The following is a 22,882-nucleotide window of genomic DNA, read 5'->3' on the forward strand; positions in this document are numbered from 1 at the left end:
TTTCTGCCGTGAAAAAAAATAGTTCATCTAAATCAGGATTAGTTCTTTTGGAAGGAGACTCTGAAATACAAGCCTCAGGAAGATTTTTCCCAGAAGAAAATCCGGGAAAAGAGTCCGAAACTATAATCTCCGATGGAATTAAACGCCGTAAATTCCTGGGTATGGGTTTGTTGGGCCTTGCCGGACTAACCTTGCCGCTTGGCAATAAAGTTACTGGAAAAACTGCTACTGAGAGTTTTGTAAAGGAATCTTTTTCAGTGGCAGAAACTGTCTCCAGTCAGTCGGATAGTTTTGAAGATAAAATGAAAATGCTTCAGAAAGCCTGGGATAAGAAGGATTATCGTCTTGCACGGGCATTGACCAATTCACTTCGTATTTCAGAACTTCAGGCTCAGGCTGATAACGAGGATTTTGGAACCCCATTAATTGCTGCAAATCAATTTGGTGCTGTTGCTTCACTTCCAGCTGCCTGGAAGAACTGGGCAAAGGGCTGGATGTATTATAAAGTTGTGAATCTGGAAGAGAAGGCTGGTATTCAGCGTAAGGCTGAACCAGTAGAGGTTTTGCTGAGTTTTCAGGCAAACCAGGCCGCGTCACTTGCACGCGAAATTCGTGTTGCAGAGGTAAAGGATGGTGTTTTGACAGAAGTAATATCGCAGGTCTTTTCAGAAATTAGACGAGGAGCTGAAAAGATCTGTAAACTTCTGTTTCTTGCGGATAATCAGGGTAAAGAGAAGCGGACTTATCTCATTTTTTACGGGAACCCGGATGCAGAACTGCCGAATTATCAATCTGATCTGAAGGTTACAGGTGAGGGTTACGGACTCGATATCGAGAATGAGTATTTTACCGCATATCTCTCAAAACAAACCGGTCAGCTGGCCAGATTGATTCTGAAACGTGAGCATGGTTTAGAGATCTATTCTGGCGGTCAAGGGCATGGTGAACCTGCAGGTATAGATTGGGCACATGATTATGTGACTGAAGATAACTTTCAAAAAGTGCGGATCTCCCTTTGGGAAGAATGCCCTGATTTTGAAGTTGTCAGAGGTCCTATCTGTACAATCATTCGTCGTTGGGGAGTACCTTATTCCCCGGTTCATCCAATTTTCTCTCCTGCCAGGATGAATATGGATATTGAGTACCGTTTTTATGCCGGTTTACCTTATTTCCACAAGTTTGGCCATATGTCGGCGCTCAAGACCTTTGATATGGTCTATGTACGCGATGATGAATGGGTCATTACCGGTCAGTCTTTCACTGATATCCTATGGATGAACTCTGAAGGTAAGGTACAATTAGGGCCGGTGCCTGAAGAATCAGCTGATAATTTATGGGGAGTTGGCTTCTTTAACAAGGACACCAGGGATTCATTTATTGGGCTCTTTCTTGATCATCATACCGATGGCTTTCAGGAGCCAAGTCATAGTGGTTCACCAAGCTTTTATTACAAATGGCATGGTCAGTTCTGGCAAAGAATGCCGGTTCCAAAAGGGGTAAAAACTATACCGGAAGGCGCTGTTTTTCATCAAAAGAACGCCTATGTTACTATCCCTTTTACCACAAAAGATGGTCCTGCAAAGATTGAAGCACTTAGAAAGGAACTTATGAATCCCTTATCAAGTGCTTCATCTGAATTGAATAATACTGTTCAGGCGAAAGCGAGTCCGGGTCGTTTAGCCCGTTTAGGTGAGGCTCAGGATAGCCCGATTCCAAAAGAACTGATATGGAAGGCTCTCCGGGATGTTAAAGATCCCCAATTCTATAAATCGGATATCAGTATAGTTGATCTTGGTTTAGTCTATGACGTGACAGTTAGGGGGAGTGTAGTAAAAGTATTAATAGCAATGCCTCACAGAGGTCGCCCGCTGGGTACCTATTTTGCCTACGGATCCAATGTTGTTCATCCAACGACTTCTAAAAATATTCTGACAGCTGTATATGAGGTTCAGGGTGTTAAGAAAGTGATCATGGAACAGACCTGGTATCCTGGCTGGTCATCTAACATGTTAACAGATGATGGACGGAAAAAATTGGGAATTTAGAATTGATTTTATAATTGGATTCTCTAAAGGAGATACTTATTACTGATGAATATTTGACATAAATAGAATGAACATGAAGAAATTTAATCCAAGCAAGTCAGCATTAAAAATGCATGATGATTCCTATGAAAAGGGAAAGGTAACAGAAATTACAAATTCCGGTTCAGAACCGCAGTTCTCTGACGGGATGAAACGCCGTAAGTTTCTGGGTATGGGTCTTTTAGGTTTTGCAGGTTTGACCTTGCCTCTAAGCTCCAAAGCAGAAGCTCAGAATTCTATTGAGAATTTTGTAAAGGAGAGTATTGCACCTTTTGCTGATAAAACAACCAGCCAGACCGATAGTATTCAGGAAAAAATCCAATTACTTCAGGAGGCATTGGTAAAGAAGGATTACAGAACGGCCAGAGCAATTACCAATTCAATCAGAATATCTGAAATACAGGCTCAGGCAGAAGAAGAGAATTTCGGAACTCCTCATGTTGCTGCAAGTCAGTTTGGAACAGTTGAGTCACTTCCGGCAGTCTGGAAGAACTGGGCAAAGGGCTGGAAATATTATAAGGTTGTCAGCCTGGAAGAAAAAATAGGAACTCCGCGTAAAGCTGAGCCCGTAGAGGTTTTATTGAGTTTTCAGGCGGCTCAGACGGCCTCTCTTGCACGTGAAATTAGGGTAGCAGAAATTAATAATGGTGTTTTAACTGAAGTAATTTCCCAGGTATTCTCTGAAGTACGCAGAGGGGCAGAAAAGATCTGTAAATTATTATTCCTTGCTGATAATCAGGGTAAGGAGAAGAGACATTATATTGTTTTTTACGGTAATCCGGATGCCGAATTGCCTAATTATCAATCTGATCTAAAGGTTAGCGGAGAAGGTTATGGATTGGATATTGAAAATGAATTCTTCACAGCAATTCTATCCAAACAAACCGGACAGCTTGCCCGCATGATCTTAAAACGTGAACATGGTCTTGAGATCTACTCAGGTGGGCAGGGTCATGGTGAACCAGCAGGCATAGATTGGGCTCACGATTATGTATCTGAAGAAGGATTTCAAAAAATGCGAATTTCATTATGGGATGAGTGCCCTGATTTTGAGGTAGTCAAAGGTCCGATCTGTACCATCATCCGTCGCTGGGGATTCCCTTACTCACCGGTTCACCCCTTATTTTCACCAGCCCGGATGATTATGGACATTGAGTATCGTTTTTATGCCGGTTTGCCTTATTTCCATAAGTTCGGTCATATGACTGCTGTGAAGGAATTCTCTCCTGCAGCCTTAAGAGATGATGAATGGGTAATAACAGGACAGTCATTTACTGACATGTTATGGATGGGGCCTGATGAAAAACTAAAAACAGGAAATGTTCCTGCAGATTTAAGCGATAAATTATGGGGAATTGGTTTCTTCAATAAAGATACCAAAGACTCATTCTTCGGATTCTTCCTTGAGCATCATGCAGAGGGCTTAGGAGCCGAATTAGCTCATAATGGATCACCTAATTTACATTATCAATGGCATGGACAGATCTGGAGCCGATATCCGGTTCCAAAAACAATTAAGACCATTCCAAAAGGAGCCGTGCTTCATCAGAAGAATGCCTATGTAACAATACCATTTACCTTGAAAGACGATACAGCAAAGATTGAAAATCTGAGACAGGAACTACTGAATCCATTAAGCAGATCAGGTGCTGTACTTCCTGCCGGAATAGTTGCAAAGGAAAGTCCTCGTCGCCTTGCCCGGGCTTCCGAAGCCCAGGACAGTCCGATCAATAAAGCATTGCTATGGGAAGCTTTGGGATTGGTGAAAGATCCGCAATTGTATAAAGCTGATATCAGTATTGTTGATCTGGGATTAGTTTACGATATAGCAGTACGTGGTAGTGTTGTAAAAGTAACGCTGGCTATGCCACATAGAGGTCGGCCACTCGGTGCTTATTTCACCCACAGTTCCAATGTGGTGCATTCTTCAGTTTCAAAAACAATGATGGAAGCACTTTATGCGGTTCCAGGTGTCAAAAAAGTAATCATGGAGCAAACATGGTATCCTTTATGGAGTGTTAACCTTCTTACAGATACAGGAAGAAAGAAACTGAATCTTTAAACTTTTTTTGAATACACCTTTATGTTTAGCCGGCTCAGTGAAGAGCCGGCTATCCTAAAATCAATCTTGTCATTTTTTCTTAGCCTATTAAAATCCTATTCCATGTCTGGTCTGAAAATAAAAAATTACCGCTGGATCATCTTAACCTTATTGGTTTCGGCCACTACTATCAATTACCTTGACCGGCAGATCCTCGGTTTATTAAAACCAACCCTCGAAATAGAATTCACCTGGTCTGAGACAGATTTCGCCTTTCTTGTGATGGCATTTACAGGGGCTTATGCTGTCGGTTTGATTTCATGGGGATGGTTCATCGACCGGATCGGTACCAAGCCCGGATATGTCATTTCAGTTGCAGCCTGGAGCATTATGGGTATGCTGCATGCAGCAGCAAGAAGTGTTACCGGCTTTGGGCTCGCAAGAATTGGTTTAGGTTTGACTGAATCGGGAAACGTACCTGCGGGGATGAAAACGATTGCAGAATGGTTTCCAAAAAAAGAAAGGGCTTTGGCAACCGGTCTTTTCAATGCGGGTACCAGTTTTGGTATAATCATAGCGCTGCTTATTGTTCCCTGGATTTTGAGGAATTATGGCTGGCATGAGGTATTCATCATTACCGGATCTGTTGGTTTTATATGGCTGTTGGTTTGGATATACGTTTATGATGTGCCATCGAAACACAAACGTTTAACTGTTGATGAGTATAATTATATCCATGATGGACAAAAACTTGATGCTGAAGCTGAGGAAGAAGTTGTGAAAATAAAGTGGTTCAAACTTTTTACTTATCCTCAGACCTGGGCATTTATCACCGGCAAAATATTGCTTGACCCGATTTACTGGTTTTTTATGTTTTGGCTGCCTTCTTATTTCGCCTCAACTTTCAAGCTGAATATGTCGAATTTGAGCCCTGAATTAATGATTATCTATACAATGACCGTTTTGGGAAGTGTTGGAGGTGGTTATTTTTCATCCTGGCTTATCAAAAGGGGCTGGCCGACACTAAAAGCAAGAAAAACTGCACTTTTTATTTTTGCAATTATGGAATTAACCGTACTTTCCGCTCAGTATGCAACCAATGCATGGATGGTGGTTGGAATCCTCAGTTTTACTCTGGCGATTCATCAGGCATGGAGTACAAATATATTCACATTGGTTGTTGATCTTTTCCCTAAACAGGCTGTAAGCTCTGTAACAGGTATAGGAGCAATGTCCGGAGCAGTAGGAGGTATGCTGTTCCCCTTACTCGTTGGCTATATCCTGGATAGTTATAAAGCGGCAGGGAATTTAATCGGTGGTTACAACCTGCTATTCATTATTTGCGGATTAACCTATCTGTTTGCCTGGACGATCATTCATTTATTGACCAGGAAATCAGATACAGTAAGTTTACAGGAATTGGTTGAATAAAATATTTAGGTAGAAATTGAAATCCCGTATATGCGGGGTCATTAAAAACAAATTATTAAGTAATGAAAATTGAATTTAAAGATCAGGTGGGAATTATTACCGGAGCAGCCTCCGGTTTAGGTCAGGCTATTGCCCTGAACTTATCAAAAAAAGGTGTAAAACTTGCCTTATTCGATAGGGATACAAATGGTTTACAAAAAACAAGGAACCTGTTGGCAGGTGAGTCAGAGATCTATGTTTTAGATATTACAAATGAATCGGAAGTTGCAGATTCAATTAACAGGGTAAATGAGCATTTTGGCCGGATTGATATTCTGGTCAATTGTGCAGGTATCGTTGGAAAAACAAATATTCTTAGTCATGAGGTTGAGGCTGATAATATGCAATTGGTTCTAAATGTGAATCTTATGGGTTCATTTTATACCTCTAAATATGCAATTCCGAAAATGCTTAAGAATAATTATGGAAGAGTGCTACACATAGCCTCTATTTCGGGTAAGGAAGGTAATGCCGGTATGCTGGCTTATTCTACATCCAAAGCGGCTGTAATTGGTATGACTAAAGTTCAGGGTAAAGAATATGCAGAGACAGGCGTCACCATCAATGCACTTGCACCTGCAGTAATTCGTACGGCCATGGTTGAAGCCCTGCCTGATGAGCAGGTGAAATATATGACTGATAAAATTCCAATGAAACGATGCGGGACTTTGGAAGAAGCAGCATCGACTGCTGCTTTCATTGTATCACCTGAAGCAAGTTTTTCTACAGCATTTACATTTGATCTTTCAGGTGGAAGAGCGACTTATTAAAATTATATACAATGAGTAAAAGACAAATTTTTCATCCGGAACAAAAAAACAAGGATTTTGTAATTGGAGCATATTCAGATGCTGTTGAAGTTGATGGCACTGTTTATATCAGTGGTCAGGGTCCTGTTGATTTCGCGACTGGTAATTTTGTAAGAGGAACCATTGAGGAAGAAACACTTCAGACACTTCATAATATAAAATGCCTGATTGAATCTGCCGGCGGTACATTAGATGACGTGGTGAAATGTTCTGTACACCTTGCTGATATTAAGGATTGGGACAGATACAATAAGGTTTATTCTGAGTTCTTTACCGGCGTTCGTCCGGCACGTATTACCGTTCAGTCTGGCTTAGGTTTCGGAATCAAAGTGGAGATTGATGCAATTGCTAAAATTTCGAAGAAGTAAATATAAAACATGCCACAGGATCATCGGTTTGAACTGATATCCAGTGGTATATTTTTCTAAATAGTTAATTATGTTTTGGGATCAACTTACATCCTTACAGCTTGCTGCACTGGATAAACAAACTCCGGTTCTCTTGAACATTGCTGCAATAGAGCAGCATGGTGCTCATTTGCCGGTAGCTACCGACAGAATGATAGGTGAATATTTTTCAGGTCTGCTCAATAAAGAGATCGCAGACAAGGTTCTGATTCTGCCGGTTGTCGCCGTCGGATGCTCAGATCATCACATGGGCTTTTGCGGGACTCTCACGTTAAGTCATGCTACATTTTCAGCAGCAGTAAAAGAGATCATTCTATCTGTTTTGAATCATGGTTTTTATAATATTATTCTGCTGAATAGTCATGGTGGTAATCAGGGTATCATGCAGGTCATTATTGAACAGCTTGGATTTGCTAATCCCGATGCTCATATCCTTGGTGCTTCCTGGTGGAATGTAGCAAAAGAGGAACTATTGAAAATTACAGAAACAGGTCCCGGAGGCACGGGCCATGCCTGCGAATTTGAGACTTCTTTGATGAAGGTTATTGCCCCCCATTTAGTTCAGGAATCGCTGATCAAGCCTGGGGCAAATGTACCGGCATTTCCTTCGGTGGAGGGAGATTTGTTATCCGGTCCTAAAATTTCCTTTTATCGCACAATGAAGGAGTTGACACCCAATGGTGTTTATGGTGATCCAACTAAATCCTCTGCCGAAAAAGGTGTTCGTATTGGCGAATGTGTTACAGCCGCTTTAAAACAACTTGTATCGGATATCTATAAACTGAAGGGAAGAAAGTACATTAAATCCTGATTTAATATTGAATTTTATAATACAGGCCTTTTGCGAGAAGCAAAGGGCCTATATTATTTGCCAGACAATTACTCTTCAGATTTATTTTTAAGTGACATCAGCAGGGTATAGGCTCCCTTTGTTACTATTTCTTTGTCGGCAAAGGCAGCACTATTGATTACCTCTGCATAGTTATTCTCTTTTACACCGGTTTCAATGGCTTTCATCTCAAATTCCAGTCTTCTCTTTTTAATAAATACGTAATCCAGACCTTCGAAGCTAACAATTGCTTCTTCCGGAATGGCAAGGGTTTCATGGCTTTTTATTTCAATCTCAGCATTCATATACATTCCGGGTACTAAGGATTTGTCAAAATTTTCAAAATGACAATGTACCTCAGCGGTTCGTTCTTCACTGAGATCTCCAGTGATCAGGCTGATTTCACAGGGGTACTTTTTATCAGGCTGATTATTGGTATAAGCCATTAATTTTTGCCCTTTAGAAAGTTTAGCAAGGTCCTTTTCAAATATCTTCAGATTTAAATGTATGTCTGATGGGTCGATAATTTCAAAAAGTATATCCGATGGATTTACAAATCGTCCAATATTGACATTCACTTTCGAAACAACACCACTAATAGGCGAATATAGCGGAACAGTTCTTGAAATATTATTCTCAGTTATATTATTTGGATTAATATTGATCAGGCGCAGTTTTTGGGCCAGCGAGTTCAGGCTTATACTTAATGTACTATAGTCCATCTGAGCCTGCTGAAAGATCTTATCGCTGCTTGCTTTGCTTTGATTTAATTCCCTCTGACGCTCGAGCTCAGCTTTACTAAACACCAGCTTCGATTTGGCAGTAAGGTATTCCTGTTGTAACTGTATGTATTGCTGATCTTCCATAATCGCAATGGTTTCGCCTTTTCTTACCTGCATTCCAGGCAAAAGTCTTGTCGACTTTAAATATCCTCCCAATGGCATTGAAATAGATATCATGTTCTGGGGTGGAACATCTACTGTACCACTTGCCCTCAGTACAGAAGCAATACTTTTATTCTCCAGTTTACCGAGTACAATTCCTGCAGATTTGAATTGAGCCTGAGTAAGACTCACTGTATTTTGATTTGCATTTGCATCTGCCTTAAGCTCTTCCGTAGGACTCTTGGTTCCACAGGCTGTTATTAGTAGAAAAGCAGAAATTATTAGTAGATTCTTCATTAGTTCTTATTGTTTTGAGCCTAAATAATTTAGATTAATAATGCTTTCATTTAAAGCTTTTATGATATCCAGATAATTATTGCGGATAACTATAGCCTGATTATTCAGCATTACCCAATCCAGATAGTTGATTTCACCATTTATAAATTGTTTATCAGCTGTCTGACTGATTGTTTTTGCCTCTGGCAGGGAGTTCCTTTCAAAATAATTGGCAGCTTCCAAATAACTTTCGTATTGTGATTTGGCACTTTGATATTGATTTTCAATCGTTTGAAGCTGATTCTGATATTCATTATCAGCTATCATTTCACGAACTCTTGAAGCATTTACTCTGGCTTTCTGAGCACCTGCAAATATGGGTATCCCAATTCCGATATGACCCGAATTAAAGCGTTTGGATTGGGAATACAGTATATTATCTGCACCTGTACCCTGAATACTGGTATTGAAATAGCCAAGACTTAAATCAGGAAGCATTTTGGATCGCTCAAGCCGGGTGTTTGCGGCAGTGATTATCTTCTGCTGATCTGTAATTTTCAATAGGGGATGTTCTTCTAATGCCTGAAAAGATATCATGGCCGGCAAATCCATTCTTATTGAATTTTCAACCGGTTCATATCTGTTCGCAGAGTTGAGAACCAAAGCCATTTGCAGTTTTGCCAGTTGAATCTCTTCCTGTAAGGATTTTAGCTGCAGAAAAATACCCCCCCGCTGGCTTTGTGCCGTTGCTTTCTCTAATACATTACTCTCACCTGTTTTAAACCTTAAATTGGCTTTCTTCACAAATTCTGAATAGATGCTGTCTGCCTGCAATAAAAGTTTTTCCTTCTCCCTAAGAATAATAATACTGTGATAGATCTGAGAAACTGCCTTTTTGATTTCAGCTTCCTTTAATGAAACACTTAAAACTGAGGCCTTCCATTCTTCATTCAGAACCTTTTTTTGATTGGAATAGACAGTTGGAAAACTAAATGACTGACTTAAACCGAAACGATTATCATTATAAATACTGTTGATCTGCCCAAACTCTGTACTCAAATTCGCCTGCGGAATATTAGCTGATGAACTGATAAGCTTTTGCTGATATTCAGCTTTGAGCTTTTCGTTTTTAACTGATAAGTTATTCTTCAATGCGGTGTCAATAGCCGCCTGAAGACTTATTCGTTCCTGTCCATTTGCTTCCAGGATACCTGAAAAAGCTATTAGCAACAGTAAGGTGGCCGGTGCCTTTGAAACTTTGAGTTTTCCTGTTTTTTCAAAAATGATATAGAGTATTGGCAGAACGAATAGAGTCAGGAGGGTAGCAATCATTAAACCCCCAATTACTACTGTAGCCAAAGGCTTCTGTACTTCAGCCCCGGCTCCGCTGCTCAGTGCCATTGGTAAGAATCCCAGAGATGCTACAAATGCAGTCATCATTACCGGACGCAAGCGAATTTTTGTTCCCATAAGTACGATTCTATTTAAATTTTTAAGTCCCGATGTTTTAAGCCTGTTGAATTCGGCGATAAGGACAATTCCGTTTAGAACTGCAACCCCAAATAATGCAATGAAACCAATTCCGGCACTGATACTAAACGGCATCCCACGGAGTGCCAAAAAGAAAATTCCACCAATAGCCGACAGGGGTATGGCCGTGTAGATAATTAAGCCCTGCTTCACTGAATTAAAAGCAAAAAACAGAAGTAAAAAAATGAGAAGCAAAGATACCGGAACGGCAATCATCAGTCTTTGCTTAGCTGCATTTAGGTTCTCAAATGCACCACCATAAGTGATATAGTATCCTGCCGGAAGTTTTATCTGCCCATCAACTTTTAACTGCAGTTCATTGACAATACTCTGTACATCACGTCCTCTTGCATTGAAACCCACAACAATTCTGCGCTTTGCATCTTCCCGCTGTATCTGATTAGGGCCGTCCTTGATCTCGACATTAGCAAGCTGGTAGAGTGGAATATTACTGCCTTTGGGAGTAGGAATTAATAAATTTCGTACATCTTCCAGGTCTTTCCGCTTATCGTTATTTAGTCTCACAACAAGATTGAAACGCTTCTCTCCTTCAAAAACAAGCCCGGTGCTTTGACCTGCAAATGCAGTATTCACTACCTTATTGATATCAGAAATTTTTAAACCATACTGAGCAATTGATGCTCTGTTATACTCAATAACAATTTGTGGCATTCCTGTCACGGGCTCAATAAACAAATCCTGGCTACCTTTAACTGTATTTACAATCTTTCCCAGATTGTCAGCATACTTTGCCAGAGTATCGAGGTCTTCACCGAAGATCTTCAAAACCACATCCTGCCTCGCACCAGTCATTAATTCATTAAAACGCATCTGCACAGGATACTGAAAGCCCGTTGTAATTCCCGGTACATCCTGAAGTGCTTTTCCCATTTTCTCTGCCAGTTCATCAAAGGTTTTTGCAGTGGTCCATTCTGCTTTGTCCTTAAGAATGACCATCATATCACTTGCCTCCATTGGCATCGGATCGGTAGGAACTTCACCACTTCCAATCTTAGTTACAACTTTTATAACCTCAGGAAACTGCGTTTTGAGAATATGGGCAGCTTTTGTGGTACTCTCAATTGTGGTATTTAGATTGCTTCCTGTCAATACACGTGTATCAACTGCAAAATCTCCCTCTTCCAGTGCCGGAATGAATTCCCCGCCAAGTCTTGTAAGTATAAATACTGCTGTAATGAAAAGCACAATAACAGTTCCCAGCACAGCTTTTGGAAAACGTAATACTTTTGAAAGTAAATTTTGATAAGACCTTTCTATCCGGTTCATTACCCGGTCTGATAGATTTGGTTTATGTTTTACTTTTTTACTTAAAAACCAGGCACTCATCATTGGAATATAAGTAACAGATAGTATAAAAGCCCCCAGCAGTGCGAATGCAACGGTTTGTGCCATGGGTTTAAACATTTTGCCCTCAATGCCCTGTAAGGTTAAAATAGGCAGGTATACAATCAGTATAATTACTTGTCCGAAAACAGCACTATTCATCATTTTACTAGCTGATTTCTTGACTTCATCGTCCATATTTGATTGGGTCAGACGATTGACCATCCCGTACCTTTTGCCATGTGATATCTGATGCATCACAGCTTCTACAATTATGACAGCGCCATCCACAATCAAACCAAAATCAAGTGCTCCTAAACTCATCAGGTTACCGCTTACTTTGAAGGTATTCATCAAAATAATCGCAAAAAGCATAGCCAATGGTATTACAGACGCAACCAGTAAGCCAGCCCGGAAGTTGCCAAGAAAAAGCACCAGAATGAAGACAACAATCAAAGCCCCCTCCATCAAATTTTTTTCAACAGTAGAAATGGCATTGTTTACCATTTTCGTCCGGTCAAGGAAGGGTTCAATGACTACCCCTTCAGGTAATGTTTTTTGAATTATGGCAATTCTCTCTTTAACATTTTTAATTACCTCACTGCTATTGGCGTCTTTAAGCATCATTACAACAGCCCCCGACACTTCACCCTCATCATTATAGGTCATAGCCCCGTATCGTGTTGCATATCCGATGTTGATTTCAGCTACATCCCTGATGAATACAGGTGAGCCACTTTCTGTGCTTTTTATACTGATGCTTTCTATGTCTTCTTTAGAACCTATAAGTCCTTCTGATCTGATGAAAAGTACAGTAGGTCCTTTTTCAATGTAGGCTCCACCCGTATTCTGATTTCCTTGCTCCAGCGCATTGAAAACATCATGGATGGTAATATTAAAGGATTGTAATTTATTGGGATCAACCGTTACTTCATATTGTTTTAGCTTTCCTCCGAAACTGCTTACTTCAGCAACTCCTTCAACTCCAAGTAGTTGACGTCTTACAATCCAGTCCTGAATCGTCCTGAGTTCAGTTTCATCATATTTATTTTCATAGCCCTTTTCTGGCCTCACCACATACTGGTAAATTTCGCCCAAACCAGTAGAAATGGGACCTAATTCCGGCGTTCCTATACCCGGAGGAATTATGGTCTGTACCTGCTGAAGACGCTCAGCAACCTGCTGCCTTGCCCAGTAAACATCTATATCATCATTAAAGACGATGGTTACCAATGAAAGACCAAATCTGGAAAAGCTTCTGATCTCTTTGATTCCCTTAATATTACTGTTTGCCTGTTCGATTGGAAAGGTTACCAATCGTTCAATATCTGTTGCACCAAATGATGGTGCAACAGTGATTACCTGAACCTGATTATTGGTGATATCTGGAACAGCATCTATTGGTAGTTTTGTTGTTTGATAAGTGCCATAGACAATAAGCCCGATGACAAACAATCCTACAATTAGTTTATTCCTTACGGAAAACTCTATAATTGCGTTTAACATATATTGTATTGTTTAACAATTTATTGATAATAAAAATGTACCTGCTCCTGATTTAGAGTTGGTAAAAGAATTATAAAATTGTTAACAGAATTTTGGCGGCTGCCAGATATTGGAAAGGTAGGTGGAATTAAAACAGATATTTTCCCTGAGATTATATTCATTCAAATCAATCACTACAGGTTTGATAAGTGTGAGGACAGCAGGATTGTGAATAAATGTTAATACGATACTATGTACAGAACCTTCATGAGATTTGAAAGGAAGACGCATGTCTTTGTCATGGTCGGCATATTTAACATCATTGTTTGTATAATGCATGACCAGGAAATCCCAGAATGTTGTCCCTTTATTCAATGATTTATGTTCATTGAAATGCTCTGCGAGCAAAGGAAATTTTAACACCTGATAAAATTCAGTTGTTGAAATCAGATAGACTGAAATAAGTAATATGGATAATAACTTTTTCAATATTCAAAGTTACGAAAAAATCTTTTATTATAAACCTCTGCCTGATGATACCCTTTTTGGATATAAATATTCGTCTCACAGAATTTTATCGGCCTTAAAGAGCTGATTACTTTTGAATAGCTCCCATAATATCTAAATCCTTAATACGCTCTCTAACCTTGCTCATAAATTCGTCACCGGGATCAGTTTTATTAGTCAGGTAATTTGGATCTTTTTCTTTCCATAGCGGGTGACCGATAAATGATTTGTATTCATGGTGCCCGATCACATATTCAATATTGTATTTTTTCTTGAGGTATCTGATCAATGCCACATTTGCATCCAGTTGTGCTTCAGTTAATGGAGCATTACTGCCTCCAACATTTTCTACTCCGATGGCGCAATAATTTAGCCCAATAGTATGGCGCGCGAAGGCATTTTCAGGCAATTGCCTGAAAATGACTCCATCCCGATCCACGAGAAATTGTGCGGCCACATTTAAACTGCTTGCCCCTGCAATACCACTTCTTGCACCGGGCAGAAGGGCAGGGTTCATCACATCGAAGGATTGTTCCAGGGTGGGGATGGCTGTCCAATGTAATACGATCATTCGGGGAACAATAGTGGCAGAGTCCTGGATTATTCCATGACGTTCTTTCAGGTATTCAACCGAGAGCTTTTTTCTAAGTTCATCAAAAACCACAGGCTTATTGAATGTTCTGAAGGTTTGGGCAAAGACCATATTTGTTTGCATGCCCGAGCTAAAGATGATGGATAGTAGCAGGATTGATCTTCTAAGATTTGATGTCATGTCTTTTTTTTAAGAATATTCGGGTTATTTTTTTATAAATGTAATATTATCGATCTGAATAATCATGGCTATTTCTTTACATTAGTAAACTGGTATGCCGGATTGTTTATCCAGAAATCCAATAGTAAAATTGTAAGATGATAACAAATGTCGCAGAAAATCAGTTAGAGAATCCCAAGCCCGGCTTTGCAGCACAGCGTATATCCTCCATCGATATTTTGAGGGCTATTACGATGGTACTTATGATCTTTGTCAACGATTTCTGGTCACTGACTGATATCCCGGAAGGATTGAAACATGTAAAAAGAGGGGTAGATGGTATAGGATTTTCAGACGTAATTTTCCCCGCTTTTCTGTTCATTGTGGGACTTTCATTACCATACGCCATTGCTAACAGGATAAAAAAAGGCGATACTACCGCTGATATTGTTCAGCATATTTTATTCAGGACTATTGCTTTATTGGTGATGGGTGTATTTCTTGTTAACGGTGAAACTGTTAATGCTGCGGCAATGGGAATCCCCGGCTGGCTCTGGTATCCGCTAAGCTGCTTTTGTTTTATTTTAATCTGGAATACTTATTCAAGTAAGGTCAATATAGCGCTGCAAAATATCCTGAAGATCTCTGGCATCATTACTTTAACAGTTTTAGCTTATTATTATCGCGGAGGCGAAAATGGAGATGTTCGTTTTGCAAGCCAGTGGTGGGGTATTCTTGGTTTAATAGGCTGGGCTTATCTTGCCGGTGCCTTAGTTACCTTATTCTCAAGAAATAATTTCTATGCACTTCTGTCTGCCTGGATTTTCTTTTGTGTATTGAGTATGGTAAATAAAGCAGGTTTGGTTCCCGGAAGTATATCAGCATACATTCCTGGTGCCATTTTGGGTGGCACTTTGCCCGCACTTACAATGGGAGGGGTTTTAACATCCTATGTATTCAGGCATTATGTTAAAATAAATGAGCGATGGAGACTCACCATAATATTTCTGATCTCATCATTGGTTTTAATTTGTTTATCAATAATAACGCGCCCATATTGGGGCCTTGCTAAACTAGGCGCTACCCCCGCATGGTTATTTCTTTGTTCAGCCTTTACTTTAATGGCCTTTACCCTGATCTATTGGGTAGCAGATGTATGGAAAAAGAGTAAGTTGTTCGACATCATAAAACCTGCAGGCACTGACACCCTGCTTTGCTATCTCATACCTTATTTTGCTTATGCAATCGTCAGAATCACTGGATTAAAACTTCCGGACCTTCTTTTAACGGGAGGATTAGGCTTATTGAAGTCGTTTTGTTTCGCACTTTTATGTGTATTGGTAACCCGTTCACTGAATCGACTTGGTTTGAAACTTAAAATTTAGCTTTTGACAGCATATTTGACAATTATGGACAGATCATTAACGGCGGTACGGGTATTGTAACAAAAGCGTAACGATTTTATGACTTTTAAAAGATTAACTGCAATAAGGCCGCTTATTCAATTTTTTTTCATAGAATTATAGATTCGTTTATGGCAGCATTATTTCCATGATATAAAACCGGTTTTCCTGGGTTTCAATGGCAAACATTTTCTGAATACAAATCCTTTTTTAATTAATTTTTTTAGATACAAATACAGGTAAGATTATGAGTAAAACAAACACACACGAGATTCTTCAAAGTGCGGCATTCAAGAAACTTGTTAAAAACAGATGGAATATATCTCTATCGTTCACATTCGTCATGCTTTTTGTTTACATAGGTTTTTTGCTTTTAGTAGCCTATGATAAAGACTCACTTAAAATTCCTATTGGTGAATCTCTTAATTTAGCAATTGTGGTTGGTTTAGGGATTATTTTATTTTCCTGGTTAATCACAGGAGCATATGTTTATTGGGCGAACAATTATTACGATGAAGCCGTAAAGGAAATCAAAAAGGAAATTATCTAAATATCTATACATCTATAAAATATATGTCTTTGAACTTATTACTTCAAATCAGTCCGGAAGTTACCCCATCTACTCTGGGAACTGCAAATCCGGTATCAATCGCAATATTCTTCCTGTTTGTTGCAATCACGCTTTACATTACGTACTGGGCTGCAAAAAAAACCAAAACAGGTTCTGAATTCTATGCTGCCGGCAGGAATATTTCAGGTTTTCAAAATGGACTTGCATTAGCAGGAGACTACATGAGTGCTGCTTCTTTCCTCGGTATAGCCGGGATGGTGGCAACTAAAGGATATGATGGACTGATCTATTCTATTGGTTTTCTTGTTGGCTGGCCGCTAATTATGTTTTTGGTTGCAGAGCCACTCCGTAATCTTGGTAAATATACTTTTGCCGATGTGGTTGCCTTTCGTTTAAAACAAAGACCAATTCGTATTGCTGCAGCAGCAGGCTCATTAATGACTATTGCCTTTTATCTGATTGCACAGATGGTTGGGGCTGGTAGTTTAATCAAAACGCTATTTGGACTTGATTACGAAATAGCAGTTTTTGTAGTTGGGATAGTGATGACGTCCTATGTGCTTTTTGGAGGTATGCTTGCAACAACCTGGGTGCAGATCATTAAAGCGGTTCTTTTACTTTCAGGTGCTACTATTCTAGTTTTGCTTGCACTTGCTAAATTTAATTTCAGTCCTGGAGAATTATTCATTTCTGTAAAATCTCAATATGGAGCCGATATGCTTGCACCGGGAGGTTTTATTACCAATCCATTTGATGCGCTTTCACTTGGTTTAGCATTGATGCTTGGAACTGCGGGCCTTCCGCATATCCTGATGCGTTTCTATACTGTACCTGATGATAAGGCTGCCAGAAAATCTGTCTTTGTTGCTACCGGTTTCATTGGATACTTCTATATTTTAACCTTCTTCATCGGATTTGCTGCACTTGCTCTTGTAGGTAAAGATGCAATCTTAGGTCTTGATAAGGGAGGTAATATGGCCGCACTCCTGCTTGCAGAGAATACAGGTGGAAGTGCATTTCTTGGTTTTATTGCTTCTGTAGCATTTGCAACAATTCTTGCAGTAGTTGCAGGTCTTACACTTTCGGGTGCCTCAACTATTTCGCACGACCTTTATGTACACGTGGTGAAGCATGGTGTTTCTGATGAAAAGGGGGAAATGAAAGTAGCAAAGAGAGCGACAATCTTCTTAGGAGTGCTTGCAGTTGCCTTAGGCTTGATGTTTAAAGGTCAGAACGTTGCATTCATGGTTGGACTTGCTTTCTCAATAGCAGCAAGTGCAAATTTTCCTGCATTGCTTATGTCAATCATTTGGAAAGGATTTACCACTAAGGGTGCTGTCTGGTGTATGGTTACCGGAGCATCCCTCGCTTTGATACTGATTGTTCTAAGTCCTACAGTTTGGGTTGATATCATGGGCAATTCAGAGGCGATTTTCCCTCTGAAAAATCCTACCATCGTTTCAATGACCTCAGCCTTCGTAGTGGGTATCATTGTCTCACTATTACAACCAGAAAAAGAAGCAGCCGATTTGTTCGAAAGTGAAAAGCTCAGAACTTATCTCGGTCACGGTTCTGAAAAATAATCGATGTCTGATCCGCCATAGGCCGATCAGACATTTTTTTTACTATAAAAACTAATTATATGAAACGTAGAGACCTTCTTAAAGGTTTAACAGTTCTTCCATTAGCCGGAGGGATTTTATCAGGGGAAAGTGCCGCAGCTGCTGCATTGCCCAATGTAGCTAACACTGCCGCAGCAGCGGCAAAAAGAGATTTATTCAAGGAATTAGGTGTCCGTACATTCATTAATGCCAGAGCAACCCTAACCTTTATGACTGGGTCGCTGATGCAGGATGAAGTGCTTGATGCAATAAAAAACTCATCCAGAAGATATTGCATGCTGGATGAACTGCAGGATAAAGTAGGTGCCAAAATTGCTGAATTATGCCATGCTGAAGCTGCAACCGTTACTTCAGGAGCATTTTCTGCAATTATGCTGGGAACTGCTGGTGTATTATCGGGGCTTGATGCAAAGAAAGCTGCGATGATTCCTCATCTGGAGGGCAGTGGTATGAAAACAGAAGTTATTTTGCAGAAGGGTCATAATATTGGCTACTATCAGGCTATGAAAAATTGTGGTGTAACCATGGTTTGGGTTGAGACCCGCGAGGAACTTGAGCGTGCCATAAATGAAAAAACAGCAATGATGGCCTTTATGAATTGCAATACAAACTCTGGTCAGATCAAACACAAAGAATGGCTGGAAGTTGCAAAAAGACACAATATTCCAACACTTATTGATATAGCAGCCGACGTTCCTCCAATTGAAAATTTTTGGAAATTCAATGATATGGGCTTTGACTTGGTATGTCTTTCAGGTGGAAAGGCAATTCGTGGTCCTCAAAGCTCTGGAGTATTGATGGGCAGGAAAGATTTGATTGCTGCAGCCCGGTTGAGCGCTTCACCAAGAGGAAGCACCATTGGAAGAGGTCATAAAGTTAACAAGGAAGAAATTCTGGGTTTGTATGTTGCTATTGAAAAATTCATACGTACAGGTGAAGATGAATGGAATTTCTGGATGAAACAGATTGCCCATATCGAAAATGCCGTAAAAAATATCAAGAGTGTTAAAACACGTGTTTTTGTACCTGAATTGGCTAATGCTACTCCTAATCTTGAGATATCTTGGGATCCGGCGGTCATTCCTTTTACCGGTCAGCAGATTCAGGAAAGACTGAGTAAAGGAGAACCTGGTATTGAATTAAATGCAGGTAAGAACAATATATCACTGGTTACTTTCATTATGGTTCCGGGAGAAGAAAAAATAGTTGCTTCCCGTATAAAAGAGGAATTATCTAAAGCCTGAGATAAGGCTGAAAGGGTTTTATAAGGCTGACAGGGTTCAAAACCCTGTCAGCCTTTTTTATTAATTGCTATCCAAGGCCATGATGCAATCCGATTCCGGTCTCCGAACCGGAATCTCCTCAATTTTAAAATTGATTTGTCATCGTGGCGAAAGCCACGACCTCATTTTATCCTTTGAAACTGCTTGATTTTTTTTTCTCACAAAGACGCCAAGACGCAAGGGGCTACAGATTATATAATATCATTTAATTTAGGTGTTATATTTCGCGTCTCTGCGAGACCCTTTTAAACATTTCCCACTTCCCGTTAACTATTCCCTGATTTAGCCGCCATATCCGAGAATGTTATAACATAGGCAGGAAGGAATACAAGCAGGCCTTAAGGCTGACAGGATTCATAACCCTGTCAGCCTTTTCTTATTTCTCTTTTCCTATTCCCCATTCCCATTCCCTTCCTACTTCACAACCATATCCGAAAACGGTATTACATAAGCCTGCAGGAAGACAAAAAGTCCGACAAGCGCAGCCAGAGCAATACTATGGAAGAATACATACCGAAGAATCTGTCCCTCATGCCCATACCAGTTTGTTGCGGTACTAGCTACAACAATACTTTGAGCATCAACCATTTTCCCCATTACACCTCCTGAACTGTTGGCGGCAGCCATCAGAATCGGACTGACATCAGTTTGTTTAGCCGTTATGGTTTGCAAACTACCAAATAATACATTCGAGGCAGTATCAGAACCTGTTAACGCAACTCCCAGCCATCCCAGCATGGTTCCAAAGAATGGATAAAGAACTCCTGTTTTTGCGAGAGCCAGCCCCAGGGTCGCATCCGCCCCCGAATATTTGGTTACATACCCTAGTCCGAGCATTGCTGCTATAGTAATCAGTGAGAATCTAACCCTCCACAAGGTCTGCAGGTAAATTTTCAGCATCTCACGAATAGAATAACCAATTGCAAAACCTGCAATTAGACTGGCAACTAAAATACCTGAGCCTGTAGCCGATATCCAGTTTAGTTTGAAAACAGCCTCTTCGGTTTTTGCCGGTTTATCAATGCTTGGAACCGGAGCAATGGGAGGGGAGCGTTTCACCAGATTATGCAGATATGAAACCTGGTATTCCGGCGCTGATATAGAATTCAAAGATTTTTTAACTGTAGGAACTCCCCAGGCAAAGATGAATATGGTAAGTATGACCCATGGTGTCCAGGCACGTACCATGTCTTTCGTAGAGACTGAGACGGGGTCTGCAGCTATTGGAATCACGTCGTCTGCTTTTGGTAGTTCCCATATAGTTTTTGGCTGCCAGAATTTAAGCAGGACAATGATAGAAACGATAGATGCAATTGAGGCAAAAATATCGACTAACCATGGTCCGTGGTAATTTGAAACCAGGAATTGTGTCACCGCGAATGATAAACCGGCAGTAAGTGCTGCAGGCCATACACTGATCATTCCCCTGAATCCTGCCATGGCCCAGATTACCCAGAATGGAACGATGAATGAGAATAGAGGCAGTTGTCTTCCCACCATGGCAGATAATTTTAGTATATCTATATCTGTTACAGCCGCAAGGGCAATAATAGGGGTTCCCAGGGCACCAAATGCAACAGGAGCGGTATTTGCTATCAAAGATAGTCCGCAGGCCGCCAGTGGCCTGAAACCAAGCTGTATCAAAATAGCAGCAGTGATAGCGACCGGAGTTCCGAAACCAGCTGCACCTTCAAAAAAGGCACCGAATGCAAAGGCAATCAGAATTACCTGTATTCTTGGATCGGGTGCAATGGTTGATAAATGCATCCTGATCAAGGTGAACAAACCTTTATTGACTGTTAGCTGATACAGGAATATCAGATTCAAGACAATCCAGCCAATAGGAAAGAGGCCATAAGCACTACCATAAAGTGTTGTCGCAGCAACGGTTTGAACAGGCATCTGGTATACAAAAAGTGCAACTCCGATAGCGACTGTCAAACCAAAAACAGCTGCCAGGTGAATCCGGATATGGAATACAGCAATGGATCCCAGAAGAACGATTATTGGGAGTGCTGCAAGAATAGTGGACAGCACGGCATTATTTAAGGGATCATAATTTTGAGACCAGATTTGTTCCATTTTAAAGAGTTTAGTTTTTGATTATTGGCTTACAATTTATAAATAAAATTGAATAGAAAATCCCCGGTATTGATTTTTGAAATCGATACCGGGGATTGGAATTAATTCTATTGAATTATTTTTTTGGGAGAGTGACTTTCCATATTCTTCCACCTTCAGAATTTGCCGTTCCATGCTCCATCACATAGATTTTATTATCAACCATAACGGCATCCACAGGTGCATTGAAATTGTTAACCAATGTAGTAGTTCTCATATAATAATTATCAGCAGCCGAATTATAAGACATATCCAAATGCATCAGGTCTTTTCCGGCTTTTCTTAATAAATTGGTTCCGGGACGGTCAGAGCCTCCACCATATCTGAAAACGAATCCATCACCTTTAAACTCAGGTGATAGTACGTTCTTTACGTCAAAAACCAGACCCAGTGGCACACTATGGGCATTAAAAGTGCTCACAGTTCTTCCGGTAATATCACCGTCTACAATTTTGCCAGATGCAATATCCCGGTATTCATTGGCGTCAGGTCCCAGATTCTGAACTCCCGGCGAAAATTTAACCCCTTCAGGGATTTTTGGAAAGTCCGGGTCATTCCTGAAATATTTTACAATCCAGGCATGTGAGCCGGGACTAATGAATGCATCTTTTGCCGGATCTGGTTCCCAAGGTGAAAATTGCTGTGGGTTTTCGACTCCGGCCATTTGCCATGGGAAGCCGTAATGTCGGCCTTGCCTGATCCAGAACATTTCTTCCGACTGGTCATAATCACCCGAATTTACAACGCCAAATAAATTACCCTTACCATCGAAGGTCATATCATAAGCATTTCTGATACCCTCCGCATACAGATAACCATCTGCTTTTAGCTTCGCGGCATCAGTACCCAGAAGCAAATTTTCGGCATTTACAGGGATTCTGAAGACATTTGCTGTCAGGGCATTGTCGCGGGCATTAGGGTAAGCACCTTTATTATCCTGAACTTCTCCATGATCTGTTCTGGCTCCGGAGTTTACATAAATGAATTTTTTATCCGGACTAACAACAAGGGCATTCCAGCCATGATCAAATGTGGTTGCATTGGTTCCATATTCAACAGTATTGAAAACTTCTTTCAATACCGGTTTGGATCCCGACAGCTCATATTTTACCATGCGGCCTTTCGTTCCTTTACCATTGTTTACACTGATATTGCCACACAGGAATAAAGTATTTCCTAAAAAAGCAGCACCCTGCAGTCGGGTGATACCGTGGTCTTCAGCACTGAAAATCTGGTGTTCTTTTGCCTCAGGGGTATCAAAATCTGATATCCTGAATACATTGCCATCAAAAGTTGAGTACCAGAACTCCCTGGTTTTTGGGTTTAGAATTAATCTAACTCCCAGACGGCCTATATTCATTACTTTTTCGACAGTTATATCTGCCCTTAATGATACTGGTGTCTTTATTGGCGGTGCTGCTCTGGGACTGTTCTGTTGTGCAAAACAAAATACAGAGCAAGAAAA

The 22,882-nt window shown here is 40.4% G+C and carries 16 protein-coding genes; 10 read left to right on the plus strand and 6 right to left on the minus strand.

Annotation, left to right across the window (positions count from 1 at the left end; genetic code table 11):
* Nucleotides 1-8: 8 nt before the first annotated feature.
* The 6 genes from VGE44_RS17700 (at nucleotide 9) to VGE44_RS17725 (ending at nucleotide 7,622) form a co-directional block, all read left to right on the plus strand.
* Nucleotides 9-2,045 (plus strand): metal-sulfur cluster assembly factor, encoded by a 2,037-nt coding sequence (locus VGE44_RS17700; RefSeq protein ID WP_331081646.1) that lies wholly within the window; start codon nucleotides 9-11, stop codon nucleotides 2,043-2,045.
* A 73-nt stretch (nucleotides 2,046-2,118) separates the two neighbouring features.
* Nucleotides 2,119-4,146, plus strand: a complete 2,028-nt coding sequence (locus VGE44_RS17705) for an iron-sulfur cluster assembly protein (RefSeq protein WP_331081648.1) — start codon at nucleotides 2,119-2,121, stop codon at nucleotides 4,144-4,146.
* 102 nt (nucleotides 4,147-4,248) lie between these two features.
* Nucleotides 4,249-5,556: an MFS transporter gene (locus VGE44_RS17710; RefSeq protein WP_331081650.1), complete on the plus strand. Its 1,308-nt coding sequence runs from the start codon at nucleotides 4,249-4,251 to the stop codon at nucleotides 5,554-5,556.
* Between the two features lie 62 nt (nucleotides 5,557-5,618).
* A complete protein-coding gene (locus VGE44_RS17715) occupies nucleotides 5,619-6,365 on the plus strand; it encodes an SDR family NAD(P)-dependent oxidoreductase (protein WP_331081652.1) in 747 nt (248 codons plus the stop codon).
* 11 nt (nucleotides 6,366-6,376) lie between these two features.
* Nucleotides 6,377-6,772: a RidA family protein gene (locus tag VGE44_RS17720; protein WP_331081654.1), complete on the plus strand. Its 396-nt coding sequence runs from the start codon at nucleotides 6,377-6,379 to the stop codon at nucleotides 6,770-6,772.
* Nucleotides 6,773-6,842: 70 nt separating this feature from the next.
* Nucleotides 6,843-7,622, plus strand: coding sequence for a creatininase family protein (locus VGE44_RS17725; protein WP_331081656.1), 780 nt, complete (start codon nucleotides 6,843-6,845; stop codon nucleotides 7,620-7,622).
* Nucleotides 7,623-7,690: 68 nt separating this feature from the next.
* Here the strand turns inward: VGE44_RS17725 and VGE44_RS17730 are convergent, their stop codons facing one another.
* The 4 genes from VGE44_RS17730 to VGE44_RS17745 form a co-directional block, all read right to left on the minus strand.
* Nucleotides 7,691-8,821: an efflux RND transporter periplasmic adaptor subunit gene (locus VGE44_RS17730; RefSeq protein WP_331081658.1), complete on the minus strand. Its 1,131-nt coding sequence runs from the start codon at nucleotides 8,819-8,821 to the stop codon at nucleotides 7,691-7,693.
* 6 nt (nucleotides 8,822-8,827) lie between these two features.
* Nucleotides 8,828-13,180, minus strand: coding sequence for a CusA/CzcA family heavy metal efflux RND transporter (locus VGE44_RS17735; protein WP_331081660.1), 4,353 nt, complete (start codon nucleotides 13,178-13,180; stop codon nucleotides 8,828-8,830).
* An 81-nt stretch (nucleotides 13,181-13,261) separates the two neighbouring features.
* Entirely contained in the window at nucleotides 13,262-13,648 is a 387-nt protein-coding gene (locus tag VGE44_RS17740) for a hypothetical protein (protein WP_331081662.1), read from the minus strand.
* Nucleotides 13,649-13,754: 106 nt separating this feature from the next.
* On the minus strand, nucleotides 13,755-14,438 hold the full coding sequence (locus VGE44_RS17745; RefSeq protein WP_331081664.1) for a peptidoglycan recognition family protein: 684 nt from the start codon (nucleotides 14,436-14,438) through the stop codon (nucleotides 13,755-13,757).
* A 137-nt stretch (nucleotides 14,439-14,575) separates the two neighbouring features.
* Between VGE44_RS17745 and VGE44_RS17750 the strand changes: the two genes are divergently transcribed.
* From VGE44_RS17750 to VGE44_RS17765, 4 genes are all read left to right on the plus strand, one after another.
* Entirely contained in the window at nucleotides 14,576-15,802 is a 1,227-nt protein-coding gene (locus tag VGE44_RS17750) for a DUF5009 domain-containing protein (RefSeq protein ID WP_331081666.1), read from the plus strand.
* 265 nt (nucleotides 15,803-16,067) lie between these two features.
* The gene (locus tag VGE44_RS17755) at nucleotides 16,068-16,370 is read left to right on the plus strand and encodes a DUF485 domain-containing protein (protein WP_331081668.1); all 303 of its coding nucleotides are present in this window, start codon (nucleotides 16,068-16,070) and stop codon (nucleotides 16,368-16,370) included.
* A gap of 29 nt (nucleotides 16,371-16,399) precedes the next feature.
* A complete protein-coding gene (locus tag VGE44_RS17760; RefSeq protein ID WP_331081670.1) occupies nucleotides 16,400-17,974 on the plus strand; it encodes a sodium:solute symporter family transporter in 1,575 nt (524 codons plus the stop codon).
* A 59-nt stretch (nucleotides 17,975-18,033) separates the two neighbouring features.
* Nucleotides 18,034-19,257 (plus strand): aminotransferase class V-fold PLP-dependent enzyme, encoded by a 1,224-nt coding sequence (locus tag VGE44_RS17765; protein WP_331081672.1) that lies wholly within the window; start codon nucleotides 18,034-18,036, stop codon nucleotides 19,255-19,257.
* Nucleotides 19,258-19,710: 453 nt separating this feature from the next.
* Here VGE44_RS17765 and VGE44_RS17770 read toward each other — a convergent pair whose 3' ends face one another.
* Both VGE44_RS17770 and VGE44_RS17775 read right to left on the minus strand, forming a co-directional pair.
* Entirely contained in the window at nucleotides 19,711-21,378 is a 1,668-nt protein-coding gene (locus VGE44_RS17770) for an L-lactate permease (RefSeq protein WP_331081674.1), read from the minus strand.
* Between the two features lie 115 nt (nucleotides 21,379-21,493).
* A complete protein-coding gene (locus VGE44_RS17775; RefSeq protein WP_331081676.1) occupies nucleotides 21,494-22,777 on the minus strand; it encodes a hypothetical protein in 1,284 nt (427 codons plus the stop codon).
* Between the last annotated feature and the right edge of the window lie 105 nt (nucleotides 22,778-22,882).

This window comes from Daejeonella sp., from assembly GCF_036405355.1.
Taxonomy (GTDB): Bacteria; Bacteroidota; Bacteroidia; order Sphingobacteriales; family Sphingobacteriaceae; genus Daejeonella.

Bases quoted from the DNA above. Each gene is read 5' to 3' on its own strand.
- VGE44_RS17705 (WP_331081648.1), top strand. From the start codon at position 2,119: ATGAAGAAATTTAATCCAAGCAAGTCAGCATTAAAAATGCATGATGAT.
- VGE44_RS17710 (WP_331081650.1), top strand. From the start codon at position 4,249: ATGTCTGGTCTGAAAATAAAAAATTACCGCTGGATCATCTTAACCTTA.
- VGE44_RS17715 (WP_331081652.1), top strand. From the start codon at position 5,619: ATGAAAATTGAATTTAAAGATCAGGTGGGAATTATTACCGGAGCAGCC.
- VGE44_RS17720 (WP_331081654.1), top strand. From the start codon at position 6,377: ATGAGTAAAAGACAAATTTTTCATCCGGAACAAAAAAACAAGGATTTT.
- VGE44_RS17725 (WP_331081656.1), top strand. From the start codon at position 6,843: ATGTTTTGGGATCAACTTACATCCTTACAGCTTGCTGCACTGGATAAA.
- VGE44_RS17730 (WP_331081658.1), bottom strand. From the start codon at position 8,821: ATGAAGAATCTACTAATAATTTCTGCTTTTCTACTAATAACAGCCTGT.
- VGE44_RS17735 (WP_331081660.1), bottom strand. From the start codon at position 13,180: ATGTTAAACGCAATTATAGAGTTTTCCGTAAGGAATAAACTAATTGTA.
- VGE44_RS17745 (WP_331081664.1), bottom strand. From the start codon at position 14,438: ATGACATCAAATCTTAGAAGATCAATCCTGCTACTATCCATCATCTTT.
- VGE44_RS17750 (WP_331081666.1), top strand. From the start codon at position 14,576: ATGATAACAAATGTCGCAGAAAATCAGTTAGAGAATCCCAAGCCCGGC.
- VGE44_RS17755 (WP_331081668.1), top strand. From the start codon at position 16,068: ATGAGTAAAACAAACACACACGAGATTCTTCAAAGTGCGGCATTCAAG.
- VGE44_RS17765 (WP_331081672.1), top strand. From the start codon at position 18,034: ATGAAACGTAGAGACCTTCTTAAAGGTTTAACAGTTCTTCCATTAGCC.
- VGE44_RS17770 (WP_331081674.1), bottom strand. From the start codon at position 21,378: ATGGAACAAATCTGGTCTCAAAATTATGATCCCTTAAATAATGCCGTG.
- VGE44_RS17775 (WP_331081676.1), bottom strand. From the start codon at position 22,777: ATGAATATAGGCCGTCTGGGAGTTAGATTAATTCTAAACCCAAAAACC.